Consider the following 20603-nt stretch of genomic DNA (forward strand, 5'->3'; position numbering starts at 1 on the left):
GCCATGGGGATTGATTCAAAGAAAAGAAATGTTCCGGAAGGAAGAGTGAGGTGTCGAGATACCACAGAAGGGGAAACGGACCGGGGGTCGAAAAGGGAGCGGCCGCCACGTGACAGGTCGACCGCTCCAACAGTGGCAACTTAGAGTAGGAGTTGGCGCAAGTCCTCGAGACCTTCGCGCAATGTGTTGGTGAAGCGTGCCGCATCGGCCCCATTGACGGCACGATGATCGTAGGACAACGACAGCGGCAACATCAGCCGTGGCTGGAATGCCGAACCATCCCAAACCGGTGCCATGCTGGACTTGGAGACACCCAGAATAGCCACCTCGGGCGTGTTGACGATCGGCGTGAACGCCGTGCCGCCAATACCGCCAAGACTGGTGATCGTGAAGCAAGCGCCTTGCATTTCTTTGGGGCCAAGCTTCTTATCGCGCGCCTTTTGGGCCAATGCCTGGGCCTCTTCCGCGAGCTCCCATAGACCCTTCCGGTCAACGTCGCGAACGACCGGCACCACGAGGCCATTCGGCGTATCCACGGCAATGCCGATATGGATGTAACGCTTGCGGATGACCTCTTTGCGGTCCATGTCCAGCGACACGTTGAAGTTGGGATGCGCCTTGAGTGCGTTAGCGCAGATTTTCAGTAGGAAGGCCATCGGGGTCAGCTTTACGCCGCGTTTCTCGCCCTCCGCCTTCTTCGACTTGCGGAAGGATTCCATCTCCGTGATGTCCGCCTGTTCGAACTGCGTCACGTGGGGCACATTGAGCCAGCTGCGCTGCATGCTATCCGCGGTCAGCGTCATCAAGCGGTTCATGGATTCCCGCTCGATCTCGCCGAACTGGCTGAAGTCGGGCAGCTTCACGCCGGGTAGGCCGGCACCCGCAACCGCTCCCTGGTCCTGGGATTTGGCGAGGGCCTGTTTGATATAAGCCTGGACGTCTTCCTTGAGGATACGATGCTTCGGCCCGGAGCCCTGAACCCGGCCCAAATCGGCACCCAGTTCACGAGCCAAGCGGCGTACCGCTGGGCCGGCATGGACACGCTTGCCGGAGTTCGGCGCGGGTTCCGGGTCAGGCTGGGGTTTTGATTCCGGCTTGGCTGCTGCCGACGACGACTTGGACGCAGCCGACTGGCCGGTTTTTGCCGGCGCCGATGCGCTTTCAGCACTGGAGTCGGACACCTCGGCCTTGGGTCCGGATGTGCCTTTGGAGACTTCCATCTGGCCAACCACATCGCCTTCGCCAATGCGATCGCCCACCTTCACGGAGATCGACTTGATCGTGCCGGCCGCCGGTGCCGGCAGTTCCACCGATGCCTTGTCGGATTCCACCACCAGAATCGCGGCTTCCTGATCAACCGAATCGCCAGCCTCGACACTGATTTCAATCACTTCGACGGATTCGGCACCCCCGAGATCGGGGACCTGAATATCCTGAACGCCGCCGGAAACCTGAGCCTCCTCGGACGACTGCGGGGCGTCCTCTGCTGGCGCATCCTGTTCGGACTCCTCGTGTCCAGGCTCCTCTTGCTCACGCTCTTCAGCCGTCGATGGTGCCGCTTCGCCGCTGCTTTCATCGCCCGCTTCCAGCTGGCCGACCACATCGCCTTCGCCGATGCGGTCGCCCACGCTGACATTCAGGGCGGTTATTTTGCCAGCTTTGGGTGCCGGCAGCTCAACCGACGCTTTGTCGGATTCCAGGACCAGAATCGGATCTTCTTCCGCAACGTTGTCGCCGACGCTTACGCTAATCTCGATGACCTCGACCGACTCCGAACCGCCAAGGTCAGGCACACGAATATCTTCTGCCATAGCTGTGTCTCCTTATCGGGTTCAGTTGATCGCCGGCGCGGGCTTGTCGGCGTCGATACCGAATTCACGGATGGCGTCTTCAACCACGTCCGCCTTGATTTTGTCCTGTCGCGCCAAAGCACTCAGCGCAGCCACGACCACGTGACCACGATCGACCTCGAAATGGCGGCGCAGTTTTTCACGCGTATCGGAGCGGCCGAAGCCATCGGTGCCCAGTACGGTATAGTCCGCCGGCACCCACGCCCTCACCTGCTCGGCATACAGACGCATGTAGTCAGTCGACGCAATGACCGGGGCTTCGGAGCCGGCCAGGGTGTCCTGCATATAGGCGGTGCGCGGGCGCGATGCCGGGTGCAGCCGGTTCCAGCGCTCCACGTGCGCGCCGTCGCGGGCCAGTTCAGTGAAGCTGGTGACGCTGTAGACGTCGGAGGCCACGCTATAGGTTTCCGCCAGGATCTTGGCCGCTTCACGCACTTCGTTAAGAATGGTGCCGCTACCCAGCAAACGCACGGCGTGCTTGGTCTTCTTCGATCCTTTCTTTGCGCCCTGGCTTTCCAGTTTGTAGATGCCGCGGACGATGCCTTCTTCGGCACCTTCGGGCATCGCCGGATGGGCGTAGTTCTCGTTCATCAGCGTCAGGTAGAAGTAGACGCTCTCGTTGTCGCCATACATGCGTTGCAGGCCGTGACGCACGATGACCGCCACTTCATAGGCAAAGGTCGGATCGTAGGACACGCAGTTGGGCACGGTGGCGGACAGCACATGGCTATGGCCGTCCTGGTGCTGCAGACCTTCGCCGTTCAGGGTGGTACGACCGGCGGTACCGCCCAGCAGGAAGCCCCGGGCACGCATGTCACCCGCTGCCCAACAGAGATCGCCCACACGCTGAAAGCCGAACATTGAGTAGAAAATGTAGAACGGAATCAGAGGATAATCGTTGGTGCTGTAGGACGTCGCCGCGGCGATCCAGGCGGACATGGCACCGGCTTCGTTGATACCTTCCTGCAGGATCTGGCCCTTGCGGTCCTCGCGGTAGTACATAATCTGGTTGCGGTCGTTGGGCGTGTACTTTTGCCCTTCTGCGGTGTACATGCCCACCTGACGGAACATACCGTCCATACCGAACGTCCGGGCTTCGTCCGGAACAATCGGCACCACGCGGGAGCCAATCTGCTTGTCCTTGATCAGGGTGCCCAGCATGCGCACGAAGGCCATGGTGGTGGACAGCTCGCGATCACCGCTATCCTGCAGCTGCTGCTTGAAAGTCTCCAGGGGTGGGATGGTCAGCGGCTGGCTGTCATGGCGCCGCCGCGGCAGAGAGCCGCCGAGCTTGCTGCGCATCTTCTGCAGGTACTGCATTTCCGGAGAGTCCGGCGCCGGCTTGTAGTACGGCATACTCTCGATATCGTCATCGGAAATCGGTACGCCAAAGCGGTCACGGAAACCCTTGATAGTGTCCATGCTCAGCTTCTTCTGCTGGTGCGCCGTGTTCTGCGCCTGCCCCTGCTCACCGAAGCCGTAGCCCTTGATGGTATGAGCCAGAATGACAGTCGGGCCGCCCTTGTGATTGACGGCCTCGTGATAGGCCGCATAGACCTTGTAGGGATCGTGGCCTCCACGGTTCAGAGCATAGATGTCGTCATCGGACATGTGTTCGACACGCTTGAGCAGCTCCGGATCGCGTCCGAAGAAGTTCTGGCGCACGTAGCCGCCACCATTGGACTTGAAGTTCTGCATCTCGCCATCGACCGCTTCGTCCATGACCTTCTGCATACGGCCATCGTCGTCCTGCTCGAACAGCGGGTCCCACAGACGTCCCCAGACCACCTTGATCACGTTCCAGTTGGCGCCGCGGAAGATGCCTTCGAGCTCCTGAATGATTTTGCCGTTACCCCGCACCGGCCCGTCCAGGCGCTGCAGATTGCAGTTGACGACAAAGATCAGGTTGTCGAGCTTTTCGCGGCCGGCCAGGCCGATAGCGCCCAGGGTCTCAGGCTCGTCGCACTCGCCGTCACCGATGAAACACCAGACTTTGCGATTTTCGGTCTGGGTCATTTCCCGGTTATGCAGGTACTTCATGACATGAGCCTGGTAAATGGCCTGTATCGGCCCCAGACCCATGGAAACGGTCGGGAACTGCCAGTACTCCGGCATCAGCCAGGGATGGGGGTAGGACGACAACCCATCGCCATCCACCTCATTACGAAACTTGTCCAAGTGCTCTTCGGTCAGACGCCCTTCCAGGAAAGAACGGGCGTAAAGGCCCGGCGAGGAATGGCCTTGAAAATAGATCAGATCGCCTTCGCGGGTTTCATCGCCGGCGTGGAAGAAATAGTTGAAGCCCACATCCAGCAGCGTCGCCATGGACGAGAAGGAATGGATATGGCCGCCCAGCTCACCGGGACGTTTATTGGCCCGGATAACCATCGCCAGCGCGTTCCAGCGGATCAAGGAGCGAATGCGGCGCTCCATGAATAGATCGCCCGGCATACGCGCTTCGCGCCGGGTGGGGATGGTATTGCGGTACGGCGTATTGACGCTGTACGGCAAAGAGGCACCTTCCCGGCTAGCGCGCTCACCCAAACGTTCGAGCAGAAATGCGGCCCGATCTAGTCCTTCCTCACTGAGCACGGACTCCAGCGCTTCAACCCATTCCCCGGTTTCCGTCGGATCCTCATCATGCAACATCTACTATTCTCCTCGTGCGGAAGCTGGGCTCGACCGGCTTGGGTTTCGACTGGCTCTATAGGGGCGGACCTGTTCATAATGGCGGGAACCACTGCGATCAGGGGGCACTAACCAGGCGATCTGAGACCAGAACGCAGCCCTGTTAAATGCTACGTCGTTACGTTGTACGACTTTGGTAGCGATAGACTTTTGTAGTAATAAATAAATCAATGTATCTTTTTAGCGCTCTATAATAGAGTTTTTTTACTATTATTTACAACAAATAGACGTGATGGCGACAATGATGAAAACAACAATCGAGCCGGGTCAGCGCACCTACATCAGCGCGAAGACCCTGCCGCCGCAGGCACCCACGGCGCTAATCGCAAGAGAAAAATTCAATGATTTATTACACGAGACCGACCCCGTTGGCCTGCTACTGATCCAGGCCCCCGCGGGCTACGGCAAGACAACGACCCTAGCGGAACGCATGGCCGCCCTGGACGCGGACGTCGCCTGGTACCGTATTGATAGCCAGGACAATACGCCGGGCCAATTCGCCGCGTATCTTGCTCGCACGCTTGAGGTCAACCGGCCAGGCACCTGCCCGGCAACACTGCGCCAGCTCGCGGAAACCGGATTCGATAACCTGCAGGCCTTCCTGACCGATCTGCTTGCCGAAATGCCGCTGGAAGCCGATCCCTTATATGTGGTGCTGGACGACTTTCATTTGGTCACCGATCCGGAAATCCACGACGCGGTGCGCTTTTTGCTGCGCCACCAGCCGGGCTACCTGACCCTCGCGATCCTGACACGGACGATACCGCCGATTGGCGTTGCCCAGCTGCGGATGCAAGGTCATATGCTTGAAATCGGTTCGAAGGAGCTCGCCTTCGACGCCGACGAGGCGCAGACCTATTTCGAGACAAGACTGACCTACGAAGTGTCACGGGAAAGCATCGAACGTGCGGTCCGCCGTGTGGAAGGCTGGGTCTCGGCGCTGCAGCTGCTGGCCGCCAGCGCATCGACCAGCGTCGCTTTCAACGAAATGGTGGCGCAGTTCGAGGAGGGCAATCAGCACGTCTTCGACTACTTCGACGAATTAATTGGCCGTAGCTTGGATGATAACGCTCTAGGGTTTTTACTACGGACCTGCGTCCTGGATCGTTTCAACGCGTTTATGGCGATGCGCGTCGCCGGGCATCAGGATGGCCAGGCGCTGCTGAACCAATTGATCAACCAGGGTTTTTTCGTGATTCCGCTGGACAGCAGCGGTCTCTGGTTCCGTTACCACCCCCTGTTCAGTGCCTATCTGCGCCACCTGCTAGCCTGTTCCGCCCAGGAAAACGTGACGGCGCTGCATCAGAAAGCCTGCGATGCCTGGCGTGAACTGGATCAGCCCGAAGAAGCCGCACGCCACGCGGTCAAAGCGCAAGACCCGCAGCGCATCGTGCACATTCTGATGGACAACGGGCGTGCCTTTTTCACCGAAGGACAGTTCTCGCTACTGCAGCAGTGTCTGGATGCGCTGGATCCGTCGACGATTGCCGATGAGCCGATGCTGACCCTACTGCGCGCCTGGGTCGCCCAGGGCCAGTACAAGTTCGATGAGGTGGAGCAGTGGCTCGCCGCCGCCGAAGCCAAGCTCAAAGAACACTTGGACGACGACAATCTACGCTCGGTACGTTGCGAGTTCAGCGCGGTGCGCGCCCAGGTCGCGATGAATTTCGGTGACGCCCATAGCGCCCTGGGCCTGGCCACCGACGCCATGGAGCAGGAAGCCCGTTTACTGCCCACCTCAAAGGTTGCCGCCGCGTCGGTCATGGGCGAAGCCCTGTTTGTCGAGGGCCACCTGAAGGAAGCCCTCGCCCGCATGCAGGACACGGAAACCCTGGCCCGTGCCCACGGTGCCCACCAGAACGTGCTCTGGGCCCTGTGCCAGCAGTCGGAAATCAGCGTCGCCATGGGGCTTCTGCAAAAGGCCTACAATGTGCAGGAACGGGCCTTCCAGTATGCCGAGGAATACCATCTCGACCACCTGCCGATCCTGGAATTCCTCTACCGTATCCGCAGTCAGATCATGTGGGAGTGGCACCACCTCGAGAATGCCGAACGCTGCGCATTACAAGGCATCGAAATTCTCGAAGCCCAGGGCGAGCGCTGGTATCTGCAAAGCTACACGTCGCTGGCGAAAGTCGCTCAAGCCCGCGGCCGGCAGACACTGTGTGCGGACTACATTCAGAAGATCCAGAAAATGCTGGCGTCCGGCGAATACCACATCGACTGGGTCGCTAACTCTCACGCCACCATGCTGTCCTTCTGGGATGCGGTCCGCGACCGCGAGGCGATCCAGCGCTGGCTCACGGCGGCGCCGGAATACACGATCGACGACGCCACCAACCACTTCCTGCAATGCAATGCCCGCAACTGGGCTCGTGCCTATCTAAGCCTAGACCAGCCGGAAAAGGCCCGGCCGATCCTCGAAGGTCTGCAAACGGTGGCAGAGCGCGTCGGTCTGCAGACGGACCTCAACCGCAATCACATTGCGCTGGCCCACCTGCACTGGCAGCAGGAAAATCGGGAGAGCGCCCTTTACTACATGCGTGAGGCCTTGCAGCTGGCCAGCACCACCGGTGCGGTTGGCAGCTTCCTGCGCCTGGGCAAGGTGCTGATTGTTTTGCTCAAGGCCCTGATCAACGACAACCTGATAGAGGGCATGGAATTGCAGCGCGCCGAGCGGCTCATCCAACTGTCCCAGCAACAACGGGATTTCAGCCGTGCCATCCGCATTTCCCTGGACGAAGCGATTATCCAGGACATCATCGACCGGCCAGACGTACCCGAGCTGATCCGCACCTCACCGCTGACCCGGCGGGAGTGGCAAATTCTCAGCCTGATCCATGCCGGTCTCTCCAACGACCAGATTGCCGAGCACTTGAAAGTCGCGGCCACCACCGTGAAAACACACATTCGCAGCCTCTACCAGAAGCAGAACATCGCCCATCGTTCCGAAGCCATCGAGCTGGCCCGGGATCTGCTCAGCAAGATCCAGGGGGAGTAGAAAAGCAAGCCGTCCTCCGGGGAGTGGGAGCCGTCTCCGCCCCCTCCTCCCCCTCCCTACGCCAGCAAAAACACGAGCGGGAGGATGCTTAGAGCTGCACGGCGAAGCACCATGTGGGAACCACAAAAACAAGAGGCCGAAGGACGGCTCGGGCGTGCGATCCACCCCGCCACGACTCCGGAAGCTTCCCAAAACCGACCTTGGTCCTGGTCTCTACAATTGACCACGACAGTTCTGAGTGAGGCATGATGCAAAAGAATCCAGATTGGTGGCGCGGCGCAGTCATCTACCAGGTTTACCCACGCAGCTTTTTCGATTCCAACGGCGATGGCATCGGCGACCTTCCCGGCGTCACCGCCAAGCTGGACTACATCGCCGGCCTGAATGTCGATGCGATCTGGCTCTCGCCGTTCTTCACCTCACCCATGAAGGATTTCGGTTACGACGTCTCCGACTACCGTGGCGTCGACCCCATTTTCGGCACCCTCGACGATTTCGACACGCTGACTGCCGAGGCCCACAAGCGCGGTTTGAAGATTATGATCGACCAGGTGCTGAGCCACTCCTCCGATCAGCACGCATGGTTCAAAGAAAGCCGAGCCAGCCGCGATAATCCCAAAGCCGACTGGTATGTCTGGGCCGAAGCCCGGGAAGACGGGACACCACCCAACAATTGGCTGTCGGTCTTCGGCGGTTCCGCCTGGGCCTGGGATAGCCGCCGCCGGCAGTATTACCTGCACAACTTCCTGGCCAGCCAGCCGGACCTGAACTTCCATAACCCGGCGCTGCAGGATCAAATGCTGTCCGAAGTCCGCTTCTGGCTGGATCGCGGGGTCGATGGCTTCCGCCTCGACGCCATCAACTTCTGTTTCCACGATCCGCAACTGCGCAACAACCCGCCCAACGACGCAGTACAGGAAGCTTCGATCGGTGTGCGTAAAGAAAACCCCTACGCCTACCAGCACCACAAATACGACAAGACTCAGCCGGAGAACCTGGCGTTTCTCAAACGCCTGCGCGCCCTGCTGGACGACTATCCCGGCACGACCACCGTGGGCGAAATTGGTGACGATAATTCACTGCAGACCATGGCCGACTACACCAGCGACGGCGATAAGCTACACATGGCCTATTCCTTCGACCTGCTGACCGAGCAGAACAGCGCGGCGTTTATCAAGCGCACGGTCGAAACCATCGAAGACAAGCTCGAAGACGGCTGGCCCTGCTGGGCGATCGGCAACCATGACGTCGCCCGCGTTGCCTCGCGGTGGAAAGCCGACTCGCCGGAACAGATGAAGCTGTTCATGATCATGATGCTAAGTCTGCGCGGCAGTGCCTGCATCTACCAAGGCGAGGAACTGGGCCTGTCCGAGGCGGAACTCGAATTCGAGGATCTGGTCGATCCTTACGGCATCAGCTTCTGGCCGGAATACAAGGGGCGCGACGGCTGCCGCACACCGATGGCGTGGGTGGCCCAGGCGACTAACGCAGGCTTTTCCAATGCGAAGCCCTGGCTTCCGGTCTATACGGAGCATCTAAGCGCTGCCGTGGACGTACAGGATCAGCAGGAAACGTCGGTTCTACAGGCTTACCGCGAGTTTCTGGGCTGGCGTCGCCAGCAGCCGGTGTTGTTCACCGGCGATATCCGTTTCCACGAGAGCCCCGCCGACACGCTTCTGTTCAGCCGTAAAAATGCGCAAGGCGAATACCTCGTTGCCCTGAACTTCACCGGCGACACGGTTAGCCTTGAGCTTCCGGCTGGCGCGTCGGCCATCGATAACGCACCGTCCTGCCTGAGCGGACAGTGGCAGGGTTCCAGCGTCACCCTGCCCGCCTACGGGGCCGGTATCGCAGCCGTTTAATCACGCACCAACAATAAAGATTGAAGACTATGGCAAGCGTCACTCTACGAAACGTCTACAAACGCTTCGGCGAAGCCGAAGTCACCCGGAACGTCAATCTGGACATCCAGAACGGTGAATTCGTTGTCTTCGTCGGCCCATCCGGATGCGGCAAATCGACGCTGCTGCGTATGGTTGCCGGTTTGGAAGACATCACTGAAGGCGAGCTTTATATCGGCAACGACAAGGTAAACGACCTGCCGCCGAAAGACCGTCAAGTGGGTATGGTGTTCCAGTCCTATGCCCTCTACCCGCACATGAATGTCGCCGAAAACATGGCCTTCGGGCTCAAGCTGGCGCACGTCAAGAAGGACGAGATCGATCGCCGGGTACAGGAAGCCGCGCGGCTGCTGCAGCTCGACAGTTTGCTCCAGCGCAAACCCAAGGACCTGTCCGGCGGCCAGCGCCAGCGTGTAGCCATTGGCCGCACCATCGTCCGCGAGCCGGCGGTGTTCCTGTTCGACGAGCCGCTATCCAACTTGGATGCATCGCTGCGGGTACAGATGCGGATCGAGATCTCCAGCCTGCACAAGCGCCTGGGTGCCACCATGATCTACGTCACTCACGATCAGGTGGAAGCGATGACCATGGCGGACAAGATCGTCGCGCTGGACAACGGCGCCATCGCACAGGTGGGCAAGCCTCTGGAGCTCTACCACTACCCGGCCACCCGGTTCGTGGCTGGCTTTATCGGCTCGCCCAAGATGAATTTCATCGATTGCCAGGTGGTCAAGGCCGACAGCCAGGAAGTCACTGTCGGTATGCCGGGTGCGACCGAGATCACGCTACCGATCAACGGCGCCGAACTCGAAGCCGGTGAAACCGTCACGCTAGGGATTCGCCCTGAGCATTTCTGCAGCGAAGATGACTGCGACCTCGCCATGCAGGGCGAGGTTAGGGTGGTCGAGCGCCTCGGCTATCAGACGCTGGTTCACCTCAATGTCGAAGGTGTCGATGGCATCATGACGATGCGTACCGAGGGCACTAACCCCATTCAGGAAGGCGACGCTATGGTGCTGGGTATCAAGCCCGAGATGTGCCATCTGTTCCGCCAGGACGGGGCCGCTTGTCCGAGACTGTTCAAGGAACCCTGCGTCGATCTCTAAATCGCTGGACGCTGCATTGCAAACCGTTTGTCACGTTATTGCCCGCCCCGCGCGGGCCTTTTTGTATCTTGGGTTCGCGTAAAGTAGGTTGGTAGCGGCCCGTCTTAATCGCGCAACACCCGCGAGCTCAAACCCGCGCCCACCAGCATCACCGCCAGCACGAAAAACGAGGTAGAAAGGCTGGTCGCTTCAGCCAGAAAACCGATACCCGCCGGCCCGACCAACACGCCCATATAACCCATGGTTGCCATCGCCGGCACCGCCGTATGTTCAGGCATAACAGTCTGCCGCCCCACACTGGTGAACATCACCGGAACGATGTTGGCACAGCCGGCGCCGATCAGCGCACAGCCAATCAGCGCTACCGTCCAAACGGGCGCGAAGACGGTCAGCAACATACCGGCCGCCGCCAGGAAACCACCGACCATGACCACACGCGGACCGCCCAGACGCGCGACCACCCGGTCGCCCAGGAGTCGGCCCAGGGTCATGGTGACCGAAAAGGCAGCGAAGCCGAGACCGGCATGGGCGGCGGCGACATCCAGGTTTGAAATCAGGAAAACCGCGGTCCAGTCCAGCATCGCGCCCTCGCTGAGGAAGGACACAAAACAGACCAGCCCCATGATGATGACGATACCGCGGGGGAGCGCGAAGGCCGGACCGTCACTGGTGGAGTCATCCCGGCCTTCAGCGGTCAGGAGGTTGGGCATCGCCAATAGCAGGCCGAGCACGATCAACGCAACGACACAGAATGTCGCCTCAAGGGGCGAGACCGCCAGACTGAGCATTAAGGTCATCCCGGCGGCGCCGACGATAGCACCGAGACTGAACAGCCCGTGAAATCCGGACATCATCGAACGGCCGCTCGCCCGCTCCACGACGATAGCCTGCATGTTCATGGCAACATCCACCGAACCGATACCGATGCCGAACAGAAACAGCGCCGCCACCAAGCCGGGTATATTCGAAAGCCCAGCCATTAACGGCAACGCAAGACAGAATAGACCGGTGCAAGCAACAATAACCCGACGGCAGCCCAGCCGTGTCACCAGCGGACCCGTTACCGGCATAGCAAGGATGGAGCCGGCACCGAGACACAGCAAAAGCAGCCCCAGAACGCCCTCGCCAATACCCAGCCTATCCTTGGCAAACGGCACCAGCGGCGCCCAGGCCGCCAGGCCCAATCCGGAAATGAAAAAGACGAGCCGCGTTGCCGTTTGTTGGCGGCGCCCCTCGATGCCCTCGGTACAGGTCGACGCTGAAGTCATTCACAGATTCCTTATGGCAACAAAAAAGCCCCGGAACAGCGCGGGAATGCACTGTTTCGGGGTCGCGTAAGGGCTCGTTAAGGAAGACGCAACAGGTTTCGCGAAATCGGGTGGTCGGGAGCTGATGCCATGGACCACCCAAAAGGCTTACAGTCGTTTCGCTAATCTACCCCTTCACACCGCCAGCCGTCAGACCACCAACAATCCACTTCTGGCAGTACAGGAACACGAGCGTAATAGGCAGGCCGGAGAGCACAGCCGCCGCCGCGAAATCACCCCACAGGTAATTCTGCTCGTAGAGGTATTGCTGAGCACCTACCGCCAGCGTCAGCTTATCCGTATCGACCAGGAGGATCGATGCCATGGGGTATTCCATGATCGTCATGATAAATGCCAGGATAAACACCACCATCAGGATCGGCACCGACAGCGGCAGCAGGATATAGCGGAAAGCCTGCCAGGTGGTGGCGCCATCGACGATGGCTGCCTCCTCCAGGGATCTGTCAATGGAATCGAAATAGCCCTTAATGGTCCAGATGTGCAGTGCCATCCCGCCTAGCGAAGCGACGATGACCGCGCCGTGGGTATTCAAACCCAGCCAACTGACGTGGTCGCCGATTTCGTTAAATAGCGCATAGAGCGCCACCAGCGATAACACTGGCGGGAACATCTGGAAGATCAGCATCGATTTGAGCACAAAACCCTTGCCGCCGAAGCGCATGCGGGCGAAGGCGTATGCGCTGGTGGTTGACAGCGCGAGGATCAGAATCGAAGACACCACCGCGATCTTGACGGAATTCCACAGCCACAACAGCACCGGGAAAGGTGGCTGGGTAACGTTGCCGGCCGCGTCGGTGTACGGGATACCTAACGCCAGGAACCAGTGCTCCAGCGATGGCGACTCCGGCAGCAGACTGCCGGTGGCAAAGTTACCGCTGCGGAACGAGATCGAGATCACCATCAGCAGCGGAAACAGGATCAGCGCGATAAAGCACAGCATCCCCAGATGGGAGGCCAGCACCCGGTATTTGGTAGAGCGGGGTTCAACCATTGCCATAGCAGCCTCCTACACCTTGACCTTGGACAGTTTGAGGTTGATCAGCGACAGCGCGCCCACCACCACGAAGATGACGGTGGCAATCGCGGCTGCCAGCCCGAAGTTCTGGCCCGAATCCTGGAATGCGATCCGGTAGGTATAGCTCACCAGCAGATCCGTCGTGCCCGCCGGAGTGCTGGCGCCAATGATATCGGGCGCACCGCCGGTCAATAGGGCGATCAATACGAAGTTGTTGAAATTAAAAGCGAAGCTGGCAATCAACAAGGGCGCCAGAGGCTTTATCATCAACGGAAACGTGATGTTCATCAGGTTGTTGATTGGCCCTGCCCCGTCCATTGCCGATGCTTCGTAGAGGTCGCGCGGGATCGCCTGCAGCAGCCCCATGCACAGCAGCATCATGTAGGGATAGCCAAGCCAGGTGTTGACGATCAGAAGCATGGACCGCGCCATGGTCGGATCGCTGAACCAGTCGGGCCGAACCCCGAACAGATTTTCCAACACCAGGTTGATCTCACCGAAGTTTTGGTTGAACAGTCCCTTGAACACCAGAATCGAGATAAATGCAGGAACCGCATACGGCAGGATGAACATGGTGCGGTAAAAGCCCTTGCCCCGGATCTGGTCCCATTGCAGCAGATTAGCCAGCAGCAGGCCGAGGATCAGGGTGAAAATCACCGTGCCTACGGAGAATACCAGCGTCCAGGCGAAAATCTGCAGGAACGGTCCACTGATGGTCGGATCGGTGATGACCTTCTCGTAGTTATCCCAGCCCGTATTCACGGTCCAGCCAGGCGTTAGCCGCTCGCCCTCGGCATTTTGATAGAACCCGGTATCGTGATTGGGAAAATAAGTGACGCCGGTACGCTGGTTGGTCAGCGCACCATTCTCGCTCATCTCGTACAACGGCTGGATGGCGCCAAAGTCACGCAACCCGACCATGGTCAACTGGCGACCGTCCTCGGTTTCCAGCTTCAGCACACCCAACGACTTACGATTTTTAATGATCTCCCGCATCCCCAGCGGCTCACCTTGCGGGGCGCTACTGACCGGCAGAACGGGCACGGACTCAGCATCGCCGCTATCGAGGCTAACCGGCGGCGACTGGAGATTCTGGTGCTGACCTTCCAGATAGATCACATAGCCCGTGTCGGTCTGGTAAAGCTCGTAGCCGTAGCGCACCGATTCGGACTGGTAGGTGCGCCCGAGCAGATTTTCCTGCACCCGGTCGAAACTCAGTAGATTGCTTGCGCTGTAGTTCGTGAAGCCAATACCGACGGTATACATCAGCGGAAAGATGACGAACAGCGTCATCCCGGCGACCGCGGGATAGATGTAGCGATGGGCATACATTCGCCGGTCCACGAACACGAAGACAGCCGATGCGGTCAACACCAGGAATAGCATCGCGAACACGAATTCGCGCTGAGCATACAGCGCCAGGATCAGGTACAGCGCCAGGCCGACCACGATGGCCAAAAGGCCCCACTTCAGAATATTTCGGGTCATGAAAGGTTTGCTTGTTGCGCGAGGATAGGTCAGCGTCTCGGTTACCATTGTAGTCAGCCCCGTCAGTTGGTGCCTGAACACCGGTTACACACGCGTAACCGGCGTCCGGCAGCAGTACACGCTGCCGCCGGACTGAGGCCGTTATCGGGTGATGCGGCTTGCAGCCGTATCCAGAGCTTCCTCGACGGTCTGACGGCCAGAGGTAATGTTTTGCAGGGCCGGGCCCATGGACGACCAGAAGGCGCCCATGGCGGGCACGCTCGGCATCGGCTCGCCGATCTGGGCGTTCTTGAACGTGGCCTCGATGTGCGGGTTGTCCGCGGACAGCTCGTCCATCAATTCCTTGTTCGCCACGGCACCGAGCGGTACATCGTCATCGACCATCTTCAGACCCTTGACCGACAGCGCGTAATTCTCGAGGAATTCCACCGCCAGAGCGCGGTTGGGGCTCGCCGTGTTAAGCGTCGCGGCCATCACACCGACCATGGGCTCAGGGGTGCCGCCATCAATGGTTGGCAGCGTGGCAACGCCGAAGTCGATACCACTCTTTTCGAGGTTGGCCCACGCCCAGGGACCGCTGATCATCATCGCCACTTCACCCTTGTTGAAGCGGGAATCCATGGCGCCGTAATCGGCTCCCCGTGGCATGACGCCCTGCTCGATCAGAGTGGCCAGCATCTGCGCACCCTTAACGGCGCTTTCGCTGTTGACGCCGGTATCGCTCACGTCGTAGCCATCATCGGTCTTCTTGAAGATATAACCGTCATTGGCGGCCAGCAGCGGCCAAGTGAAGTAGGTGTTGTTGTAGTCCCAAAGAATAGCCTTCTTGCCCTGCTCGGCCAGCTTCTTGTCCAGAGCAGGAATTTCTTCGAAGGTCTTGGGCGGCTCGGACACCAGATCCTTGTTATAGATCAGGCCGATGGACTCGACCGCCATGGGATAGCCGTAGACCTTGCCGTCAACGGTCACCGCGTCCCAGGTGAAGTCATAGTTGGCGTCGCGCGCGGACTGAGAGGGGTTCAGTTCGGCGATCAGGCCACTTTGAGCCCACTCGCCCAGGCGATCATGCGCCCAGATGAAAATATCGGGGCCGTTCCCGGTGGCAGCGGCTTGCTGAAATTTGTCCGTGGCGCTGTCCGGGTGAGCCACTTCGACAGGGATGCCGGTTTCCTCGGTGAACCAGTCACCGACTTCCTGAAGCCCGTTGTAGCCCTTGTCACCGTTGATCCAGACAACCAACTTGCCTTCCTCGATCTCGGCGTGAGCGGGACCCGCCGCGCCCAGGGTCGCAAGAATGGAGACGGCGAGCGTGCTGCGGATGAAATTGCGGCGATTCATTGTCAGTACCTCTCTGTTCTCTGCCTTATTGTTCTTGTCCGGTGTCTTTCTGAGGATAGTCGCACCGGGATGGTCGCACGTGTCGTTATTGCGATGATCAACATCGTCAGTGAAAACCGCAATGCGGGCATCAGCCCTGTTTTTAATCCCCGAGGCGTAGCGCGGGGGAGTAGGGGGTGTAGTTATTTCGGTCTACCCAAATCCTCGGGCCTCTGTTCTCATCAGCCTACTCCCAAACAAGAAATAGCGCTCTAACGGGGTACTCAACAACAGGCGCTCAATAACAGCGCGCTCAACAAGAAACATCGCCAGGAGAATGCTATGCGCCACCCCCTACGCTTCGCCCTGACCGGCCTGTGTGTTCTGCTCACAGGCTGCGCCGGCCCGGGCACCCAGCAAACTTCGACCGCTGCGCCGGTGGGTGCCAACAGTGTTAGCGACCGGGTCTGCGCTGTCTCCGGCGAACCGGTGCGTATTCCCGTGGGCGATGTTTTCGCCGACGGCGAGTGGGTGCGTGACTTCTATTCAGGCCGCAAGGCACGCGTCGAAAACGGGCGGGTCACGCTCGCGGCCGCCCCGGGCGCAGAAGGCCTGATTCTGCTGGAGTCCGTCGAAGCCGAGCAAGGCCAGTTCCAATGGGCGGGCGCCACGGTCTATTTCGTCATCACCGATCGTTTCGCCAATGGCAACGCCGGCAATGATAACGCCTACGGCAGGAAGCGCGACGGCGAAAAGGACATTGGCACCTTTCATGGCGGCGATTTCGCCGGACTCACCGAAAGGCTCGATTACCTGAAAGAGCTGGGCGTCAACGCCATTTGGATTTCGCCGCCGGTGGAACAGATCCATGGCTGGGTTGGCGGCGGCGATCAGGGGGACTTCCGCCATTACGGCTACCACGGGTATTACGCGCTGGACTTCACCCGTCCCGATGCCGCCTTTGGCAGCGAGGAGGAATTCCAGCAACTGGTGGACGAAGCCCACGAACGCGGTATTCGAGTGGTCATGGATATCGTCATGAACCATCCCGGCTACAGCACCCTGCAAGACATGCAAACCTTCGACTTCGGCGGCCTGTTCGACGGTTTCGAACAGTACTTACCCAATCGCTGGGGCGATTGGCAGCCCGAGTCATGGGAAAACCTTCACGCCTACCACGCCCTGATCGACTACGACCATCCGGATTGGTCCCACTGGTGGGGTGGCGACTGGGTCCGAGCCGGTATCGCCGATTATCCCGAAGCTCCCAGCGCCACGCTGGATCCTATCAAGGGCTCGCTCTCCTTTTTGCCGGATTTCCGCACCGCATCAGATCAGGCGGTCGATCTGCCCGCGTTTCTCGCAGCGAAAGACGACACCCGGGCGGTACAACTGGAAAACGCGACCGTCCGCGATTATCTGATCCAGTGGCACACGGACTGGGTTCGCCGCTACGGCGTCGACGGCTTCCGCGTGGACACCGTAAAGCACGTGGAGCCGGAAGCGTGGGCAGCGCTGAAAACAGCCGCTCAGCAGGCCCTGGACGAGTACCGGGCGGAGTATCCGGAGACCGCACTGCCGGCCGAAGACTTCTGGATGGTGGGTGAGGTCTTCCCCCATTCGGTGACCCGTAGCCAATACTACGACGCCGGTTTCGATGCGGTTATCAACTTTGACCTGCAGGACGAGGCCCTTGCCGGCGCCGCATGCCTGCCACACATGGAACCGATCTACGCCGGCTACAGCGAGTCCATGCACGGCGACCAGCCGTTCAACGCGATGAGCTATATTTCTTCCCACGACACCCGCCTATTCAGCAGCGAAGCCGATAGCGACACGGCCCTGCAGAAACGGGCGGCTGCCGCCCTGCTTTTCACACCGGGTACGGTACAGGTGTTCTATGGTGACGAGAGTGGCCGCAAAAAGGGGCCAAATGGCTCCGATCCGTATCAGGGCACCCGGTCGGATATGAACTGGGCCGAGCTGGACGATACGGCGACTGCTGAGACATTGCGCTACTGGCAAACCTTGGGGCAATTCAGGGAGAATCATCCGGCCATTGGCGCCGGACAACACACACAGCTTTCACAGGCGCCCTATACCTTCGCCCGGCAAACGCGTACGGACCGGGTCGTCATCGCATTCGCCCGCAAATAGAAAGGACCCGACTATGCCAACCCCCTACCCCGAGCTCATCCTCGGCTTCATGCGCCTGCAAGATTATCCGGAGCTGGGCCGGCCTGCGGAACTCGCACGCTGGATCGAAACCTACGTGGAGCAAGGATTCGATACCTTCGATCACGCCGACATCTACGGCGATACCGTCTGCGAAAGCGCCTTCGGAGAGGCCCTGAAGGCGACGCCTTCCCTGCGCAACAAAGTGCGCGTCATCACTAAGACCGACATCGTTCACGCCAGCGGCAATACGGTAAAACACTATCGAGCCGAGGCGGACTATATTTCCGCCGCAATCGACAGCGCCCTACACCGGTTGAACATCGAACGGATCGACACCTTCCTGATTCACCGCCCTGACCCGCTCATGCACGCACCCTCCGTTGCCCGCGCTTTGGAGACAGCGGTAGAAGCAGGCAAAGTGGCGCACATCGGCGTGTCGAATTTTCTGCCGGAGCAGTGGCGTTGGCTGCAGGCCAATACCCGTCTGCCACTGGTGTGTAACCAGAGCGAACTCTCTCTACGTGCGAATGCGGCCTTGTCCGATGGCAGGCTGGAAGCACACTTGCGCGACGATCTTCACTGGCTGGCATGGTCGCCCTTGGGCGGCGGAAACCTACAATCTGGAAAACTGTCCGAAGAGCTGGCACGGATCTCCAACGAGACCGGTCTCACATCGACCGCGCTGGCGATAGCCTGGCTGCGCATGATTCCTGGGACACCCACACCGGTGCTGGGCTCCATGCGTGCCGAGCGCATTGCCGAAGCACAGGCGGGGTTGCAGGCAAAGTTGCCGCGGACGGATTGGTTTGCATTGCTGGAAGCGGTTCGTGGGGAGGAAGTGCCCTAGCGAGGCCAACTATATGGCCGTCGCGTCTCGCATGTAGCCGCTAGTAAGCCCAGTTCCTGCCCTCTTCATGAAAAAAGCCACCGGAGAACGCATCGTCCGGTGGCTTCTGCTTTAACCCATCAACAACTCAACTCTCAGCCTCTTCCCAGCTCTTCAGCAGTTCCTGATAGGGAACGGTTTCGCCCTTCGGCTTCTCGTTCTCAAGCTTGGGTTTTGGCGCACCCGGTTGGTCCAGCCAGTAGCTGGCTTCTCGCGGCTCGTTCAGTTTGGGGCCGCAAGTCGCCATGACCTTCGCCCGCTCCAGGCGCATCATGATGTTGTCTTGGGCTTCGGCCAGGCCATCGAGTGCCTGCTGCGGCGTCTGCTCGCCACTGGCGACCTGTGAAATATACTGCCACCACAACTGAGCCAGCTTGGGATAGTCAGGCACGTTGGTGCCGGTCGGGCTCCACTGCACCCGTGCCGGGCTGCGATAGAACTCCACCAAACCACCCAGTTTGGGCGCGGCTTCGGTCATGGCTTCCGAGTTGATATCCGACTCGCGAATTGGCGTCAGACCTTCCAGCGTCTTTTTCAGCGAAACGGTCTTGGACGTGGCGAACTGAGCATAGAGCCACGCCGCCAGCCGGCGTTTCTCCGGCGTGGATTCCATGAATGTCCATGAGCCCACGTCCTGATAGCCCAGCTTCATGCCCTCTTCCCAGTATGGACCGTGGGGCGAAGGCGCCATCCGCCACTTGGGCGTGCCGTCTTCGTTGACCACCGGCAGGCCTTCCTTGGTCATGCTGGATGTGAATGCTGTGTACCAGAAGATCTGCTGGGCCACGTTGCCTTGCGCTGGCACCGGACCGGCTTCCGAGAAGGTCATGCCTTGGGCTTCGGGAGGCGCATACTTATCCAGCCAGTCGACATATTTCTGCGTGGCGTAGACCGCGGCCGGTCCGTTGACCGCGCCGCCGCGGGTGACGCTGGAGCCCACCGGATGGCAGTCCTCGACGCGAATACCCCACTCGTCCACCGGCAGACCGTTCGGCAGCCCCTTATCGCCAGCGCCGGCCATGGAGAACCAGGCGTCGGTAAAACGCCAGCCCAGGGAAGGATCTTTCTTGCCGTAGTCCATGTGGCCATAGACCTTCTTGCCATCAATTTCTTTGACGTGCTCGCTAAAGAATTCGGCAATGTCCTCGTAAGCGGACCAGTTCACCGGCACACCCAGATCGTAGCCGTAGATCTCTTTGAACTGCTTCTTCAGATCGTCGCGCTCGAACCAGTCGGCACGGAACCAATACAGGTTCGCAAACTGTTGATCCGGCAGCTGATAAATCTTGCCATCCGGCGCTGTCGTGAAATCAAGGCCGATAAAGTCGTCCAGGTCCAACGTGGGCGAGGTGTATTCCTTGCCCGCCCCTTCCATCATGTCGGTGATCGGCACGACCTTACCGTAACGGAAGTGAGTACCGATCAGATCGGAGTCGTTGACGTACCCGTCGTAGATGTTGCGGCCCGATTGCATCTGGGTCTGCAGCTTCTCGATGACGTCGCCTTCCTGGATCAGGTTGTGCGTGAGATTAATGCCGGTGATTTCCGAAAAGGCCTTGGCGATGACGTTGGCTTCGTATTCGTGCGTGGCAATAGTTTCGGACACCACGTTGATATCCATACCGCGGAATTCTTTGGCGGCTTCGGTAAACCACGCCATTTCCTCAAGCTGCTCTTGCTTGCTCAAGGTCGACGGCGTGAATTCGTTCGTCACCCATTTCTCGGCCGCGTCGGAATACTGGTCGGCGCCGGCGTGCATACTGAACCCGATACTGAGTGCGCCAACCGCAGTGCTCAGCAACAGGGCCCGCGGATAGTTCTTATTGTTCAACATATCCAACCTCG

General features: G+C 59.6%; 12 protein-coding genes. 5 read left to right on the top strand and 7 right to left on the bottom strand.

Annotation, left to right across the window (positions count from 1 at the left end; genetic code table 11):
- Window positions 1–140 precede the first annotated feature (140 nt).
- Window positions 141–1811: a dihydrolipoyllysine-residue acetyltransferase gene (aceF, locus tag FXO11_RS11410; protein WP_148863088.1), complete on the bottom strand. Its 1671-nt coding sequence runs from the start codon at window positions 1809–1811 to the stop codon at window positions 141–143.
- A gap of 21 nt (window positions 1812–1832) precedes the next feature.
- Window positions 1833–4496 (bottom strand): pyruvate dehydrogenase (acetyl-transferring), homodimeric type, encoded by a 2664-nt coding sequence (aceE, locus tag FXO11_RS11415; RefSeq protein WP_202980342.1) that lies wholly within the window; start codon window positions 4494–4496, stop codon window positions 1833–1835.
- A 283-nt stretch (window positions 4497–4779) separates the two neighbouring features.
- Between aceE and malT the strand changes: the two genes are divergently transcribed.
- The 3 genes from malT (at window position 4780) to malK (ending at window position 10546) form a co-directional block, all read left to right on the top strand.
- On the top strand, window positions 4780–7539 hold the full coding sequence (gene malT, locus FXO11_RS11420) for an HTH-type transcriptional regulator MalT (RefSeq protein ID WP_227545869.1): 2760 nt from the start codon (window positions 4780–4782) through the stop codon (window positions 7537–7539).
- A 245-nt stretch (window positions 7540–7784) separates the two neighbouring features.
- The gene (locus FXO11_RS11425; RefSeq protein WP_148863091.1) at window positions 7785–9401 is read left to right on the top strand and encodes an alpha-glucosidase; all 1617 of its coding nucleotides are present in this window, start codon (window positions 7785–7787) and stop codon (window positions 9399–9401) included.
- A gap of 29 nt (window positions 9402–9430) precedes the next feature.
- On the top strand, window positions 9431–10546 hold the full coding sequence (malK, locus tag FXO11_RS11430; protein ID WP_148863092.1) for a maltose/maltodextrin ABC transporter ATP-binding protein MalK: 1116 nt from the start codon (window positions 9431–9433) through the stop codon (window positions 10544–10546).
- A 104-nt stretch (window positions 10547–10650) separates the two neighbouring features.
- Here malK and FXO11_RS11435 read toward each other — a convergent pair whose 3' ends face one another.
- The 4 genes from FXO11_RS11435 to malE form a co-directional block, all read right to left on the bottom strand.
- Window positions 10651–11814, bottom strand: a complete 1164-nt coding sequence (locus tag FXO11_RS11435; protein ID WP_148863093.1) for an MFS transporter — start codon at window positions 11812–11814, stop codon at window positions 10651–10653.
- Between the two features lie 166 nt (window positions 11815–11980).
- A complete protein-coding gene (gene malG, locus FXO11_RS11440) occupies window positions 11981–12871 on the bottom strand; it encodes a maltose ABC transporter permease MalG (RefSeq protein WP_148863094.1) in 891 nt (296 codons plus the stop codon).
- Between the two features lie 9 nt (window positions 12872–12880).
- Complete coding sequence (gene malF, locus FXO11_RS11445) at window positions 12881–14377, bottom strand: maltose ABC transporter permease MalF (RefSeq protein ID WP_264766168.1); 1497 nt, start codon at window positions 14375–14377, stop codon at window positions 12881–12883.
- Between the two features lie 141 nt (window positions 14378–14518).
- Window positions 14519–15715: a maltose/maltodextrin ABC transporter substrate-binding protein MalE gene (malE, locus tag FXO11_RS11450; protein ID WP_148863096.1), complete on the bottom strand. Its 1197-nt coding sequence runs from the start codon at window positions 15713–15715 to the stop codon at window positions 14519–14521.
- A gap of 321 nt (window positions 15716–16036) precedes the next feature.
- On the opposite strand from malE, the gene FXO11_RS11455 reads away from it, so the two are divergent.
- Together FXO11_RS11455 and FXO11_RS11460 are read left to right on the top strand one after the other, a co-directional pair.
- Window positions 16037–17851 (top strand): alpha-amylase, encoded by a 1815-nt coding sequence (locus FXO11_RS11455; protein WP_148863097.1) that lies wholly within the window; start codon window positions 16037–16039, stop codon window positions 17849–17851.
- Window positions 17852–17864: 13 nt separating this feature from the next.
- The gene (locus FXO11_RS11460; protein WP_148863098.1) at window positions 17865–18719 is read left to right on the top strand and encodes an aldo/keto reductase; all 855 of its coding nucleotides are present in this window, start codon (window positions 17865–17867) and stop codon (window positions 18717–18719) included.
- 127 nt (window positions 18720–18846) lie between these two features.
- Here FXO11_RS11460 and FXO11_RS11465 read toward each other — a convergent pair whose 3' ends face one another.
- Window positions 18847–20592, bottom strand: coding sequence for an ABC transporter substrate-binding protein (locus FXO11_RS11465; protein WP_148863099.1), 1746 nt, complete (start codon window positions 20590–20592; stop codon window positions 18847–18849).
- Window positions 20593–20603: the final 11 nt, after the last annotated feature.

The organism is Marinobacter fonticola (assembly GCF_008122265.1).
GTDB classification, from domain to species: Bacteria; Pseudomonadota; Gammaproteobacteria; order Pseudomonadales; family Oleiphilaceae; genus Marinobacter_A; species Marinobacter_A fonticola.

Bases quoted from the DNA above. Each gene is read 5' to 3' on its own strand.
- FXO11_RS11435 (WP_148863093.1), bottom strand. From the start codon at position 11,814: ATGACTTCAGCGTCGACCTGTACCGAGGGCATCGAGGGGCGCCGCCAA.
- FXO11_RS11465 (WP_148863099.1), bottom strand. From the start codon at position 20,592: ATGTTGAACAATAAGAACTATCCGCGGGCCCTGTTGCTGAGCACTGCG.
- malK (WP_148863092.1), top strand. From the start codon at position 9,431: ATGGCAAGCGTCACTCTACGAAACGTCTACAAACGCTTCGGCGAAGCC.
- aceF (WP_148863088.1), bottom strand. From the start codon at position 1,811: ATGGCAGAAGATATTCGTGTGCCTGACCTTGGCGGTTCGGAGTCGGTC.
- malG (WP_148863094.1), bottom strand. From the start codon at position 12,871: ATGGCAATGGTTGAACCCCGCTCTACCAAATACCGGGTGCTGGCCTCC.
- malF (WP_264766168.1), bottom strand. From the start codon at position 14,377: ATGACCCGAAATATTCTGAAGTGGGGCCTTTTGGCCATCGTGGTCGGC.
- malT (WP_227545869.1), top strand. From the start codon at position 4,780: ATGATGAAAACAACAATCGAGCCGGGTCAGCGCACCTACATCAGCGCG.
- FXO11_RS11455 (WP_148863097.1), top strand. From the start codon at position 16,037: ATGCGCCACCCCCTACGCTTCGCCCTGACCGGCCTGTGTGTTCTGCTC.
- FXO11_RS11460 (WP_148863098.1), top strand. From the start codon at position 17,865: ATGCCAACCCCCTACCCCGAGCTCATCCTCGGCTTCATGCGCCTGCAA.
- malE (WP_148863096.1), bottom strand. From the start codon at position 15,715: ATGAATCGCCGCAATTTCATCCGCAGCACGCTCGCCGTCTCCATTCTT.
- FXO11_RS11425 (WP_148863091.1), top strand. From the start codon at position 7,785: ATGATGCAAAAGAATCCAGATTGGTGGCGCGGCGCAGTCATCTACCAG.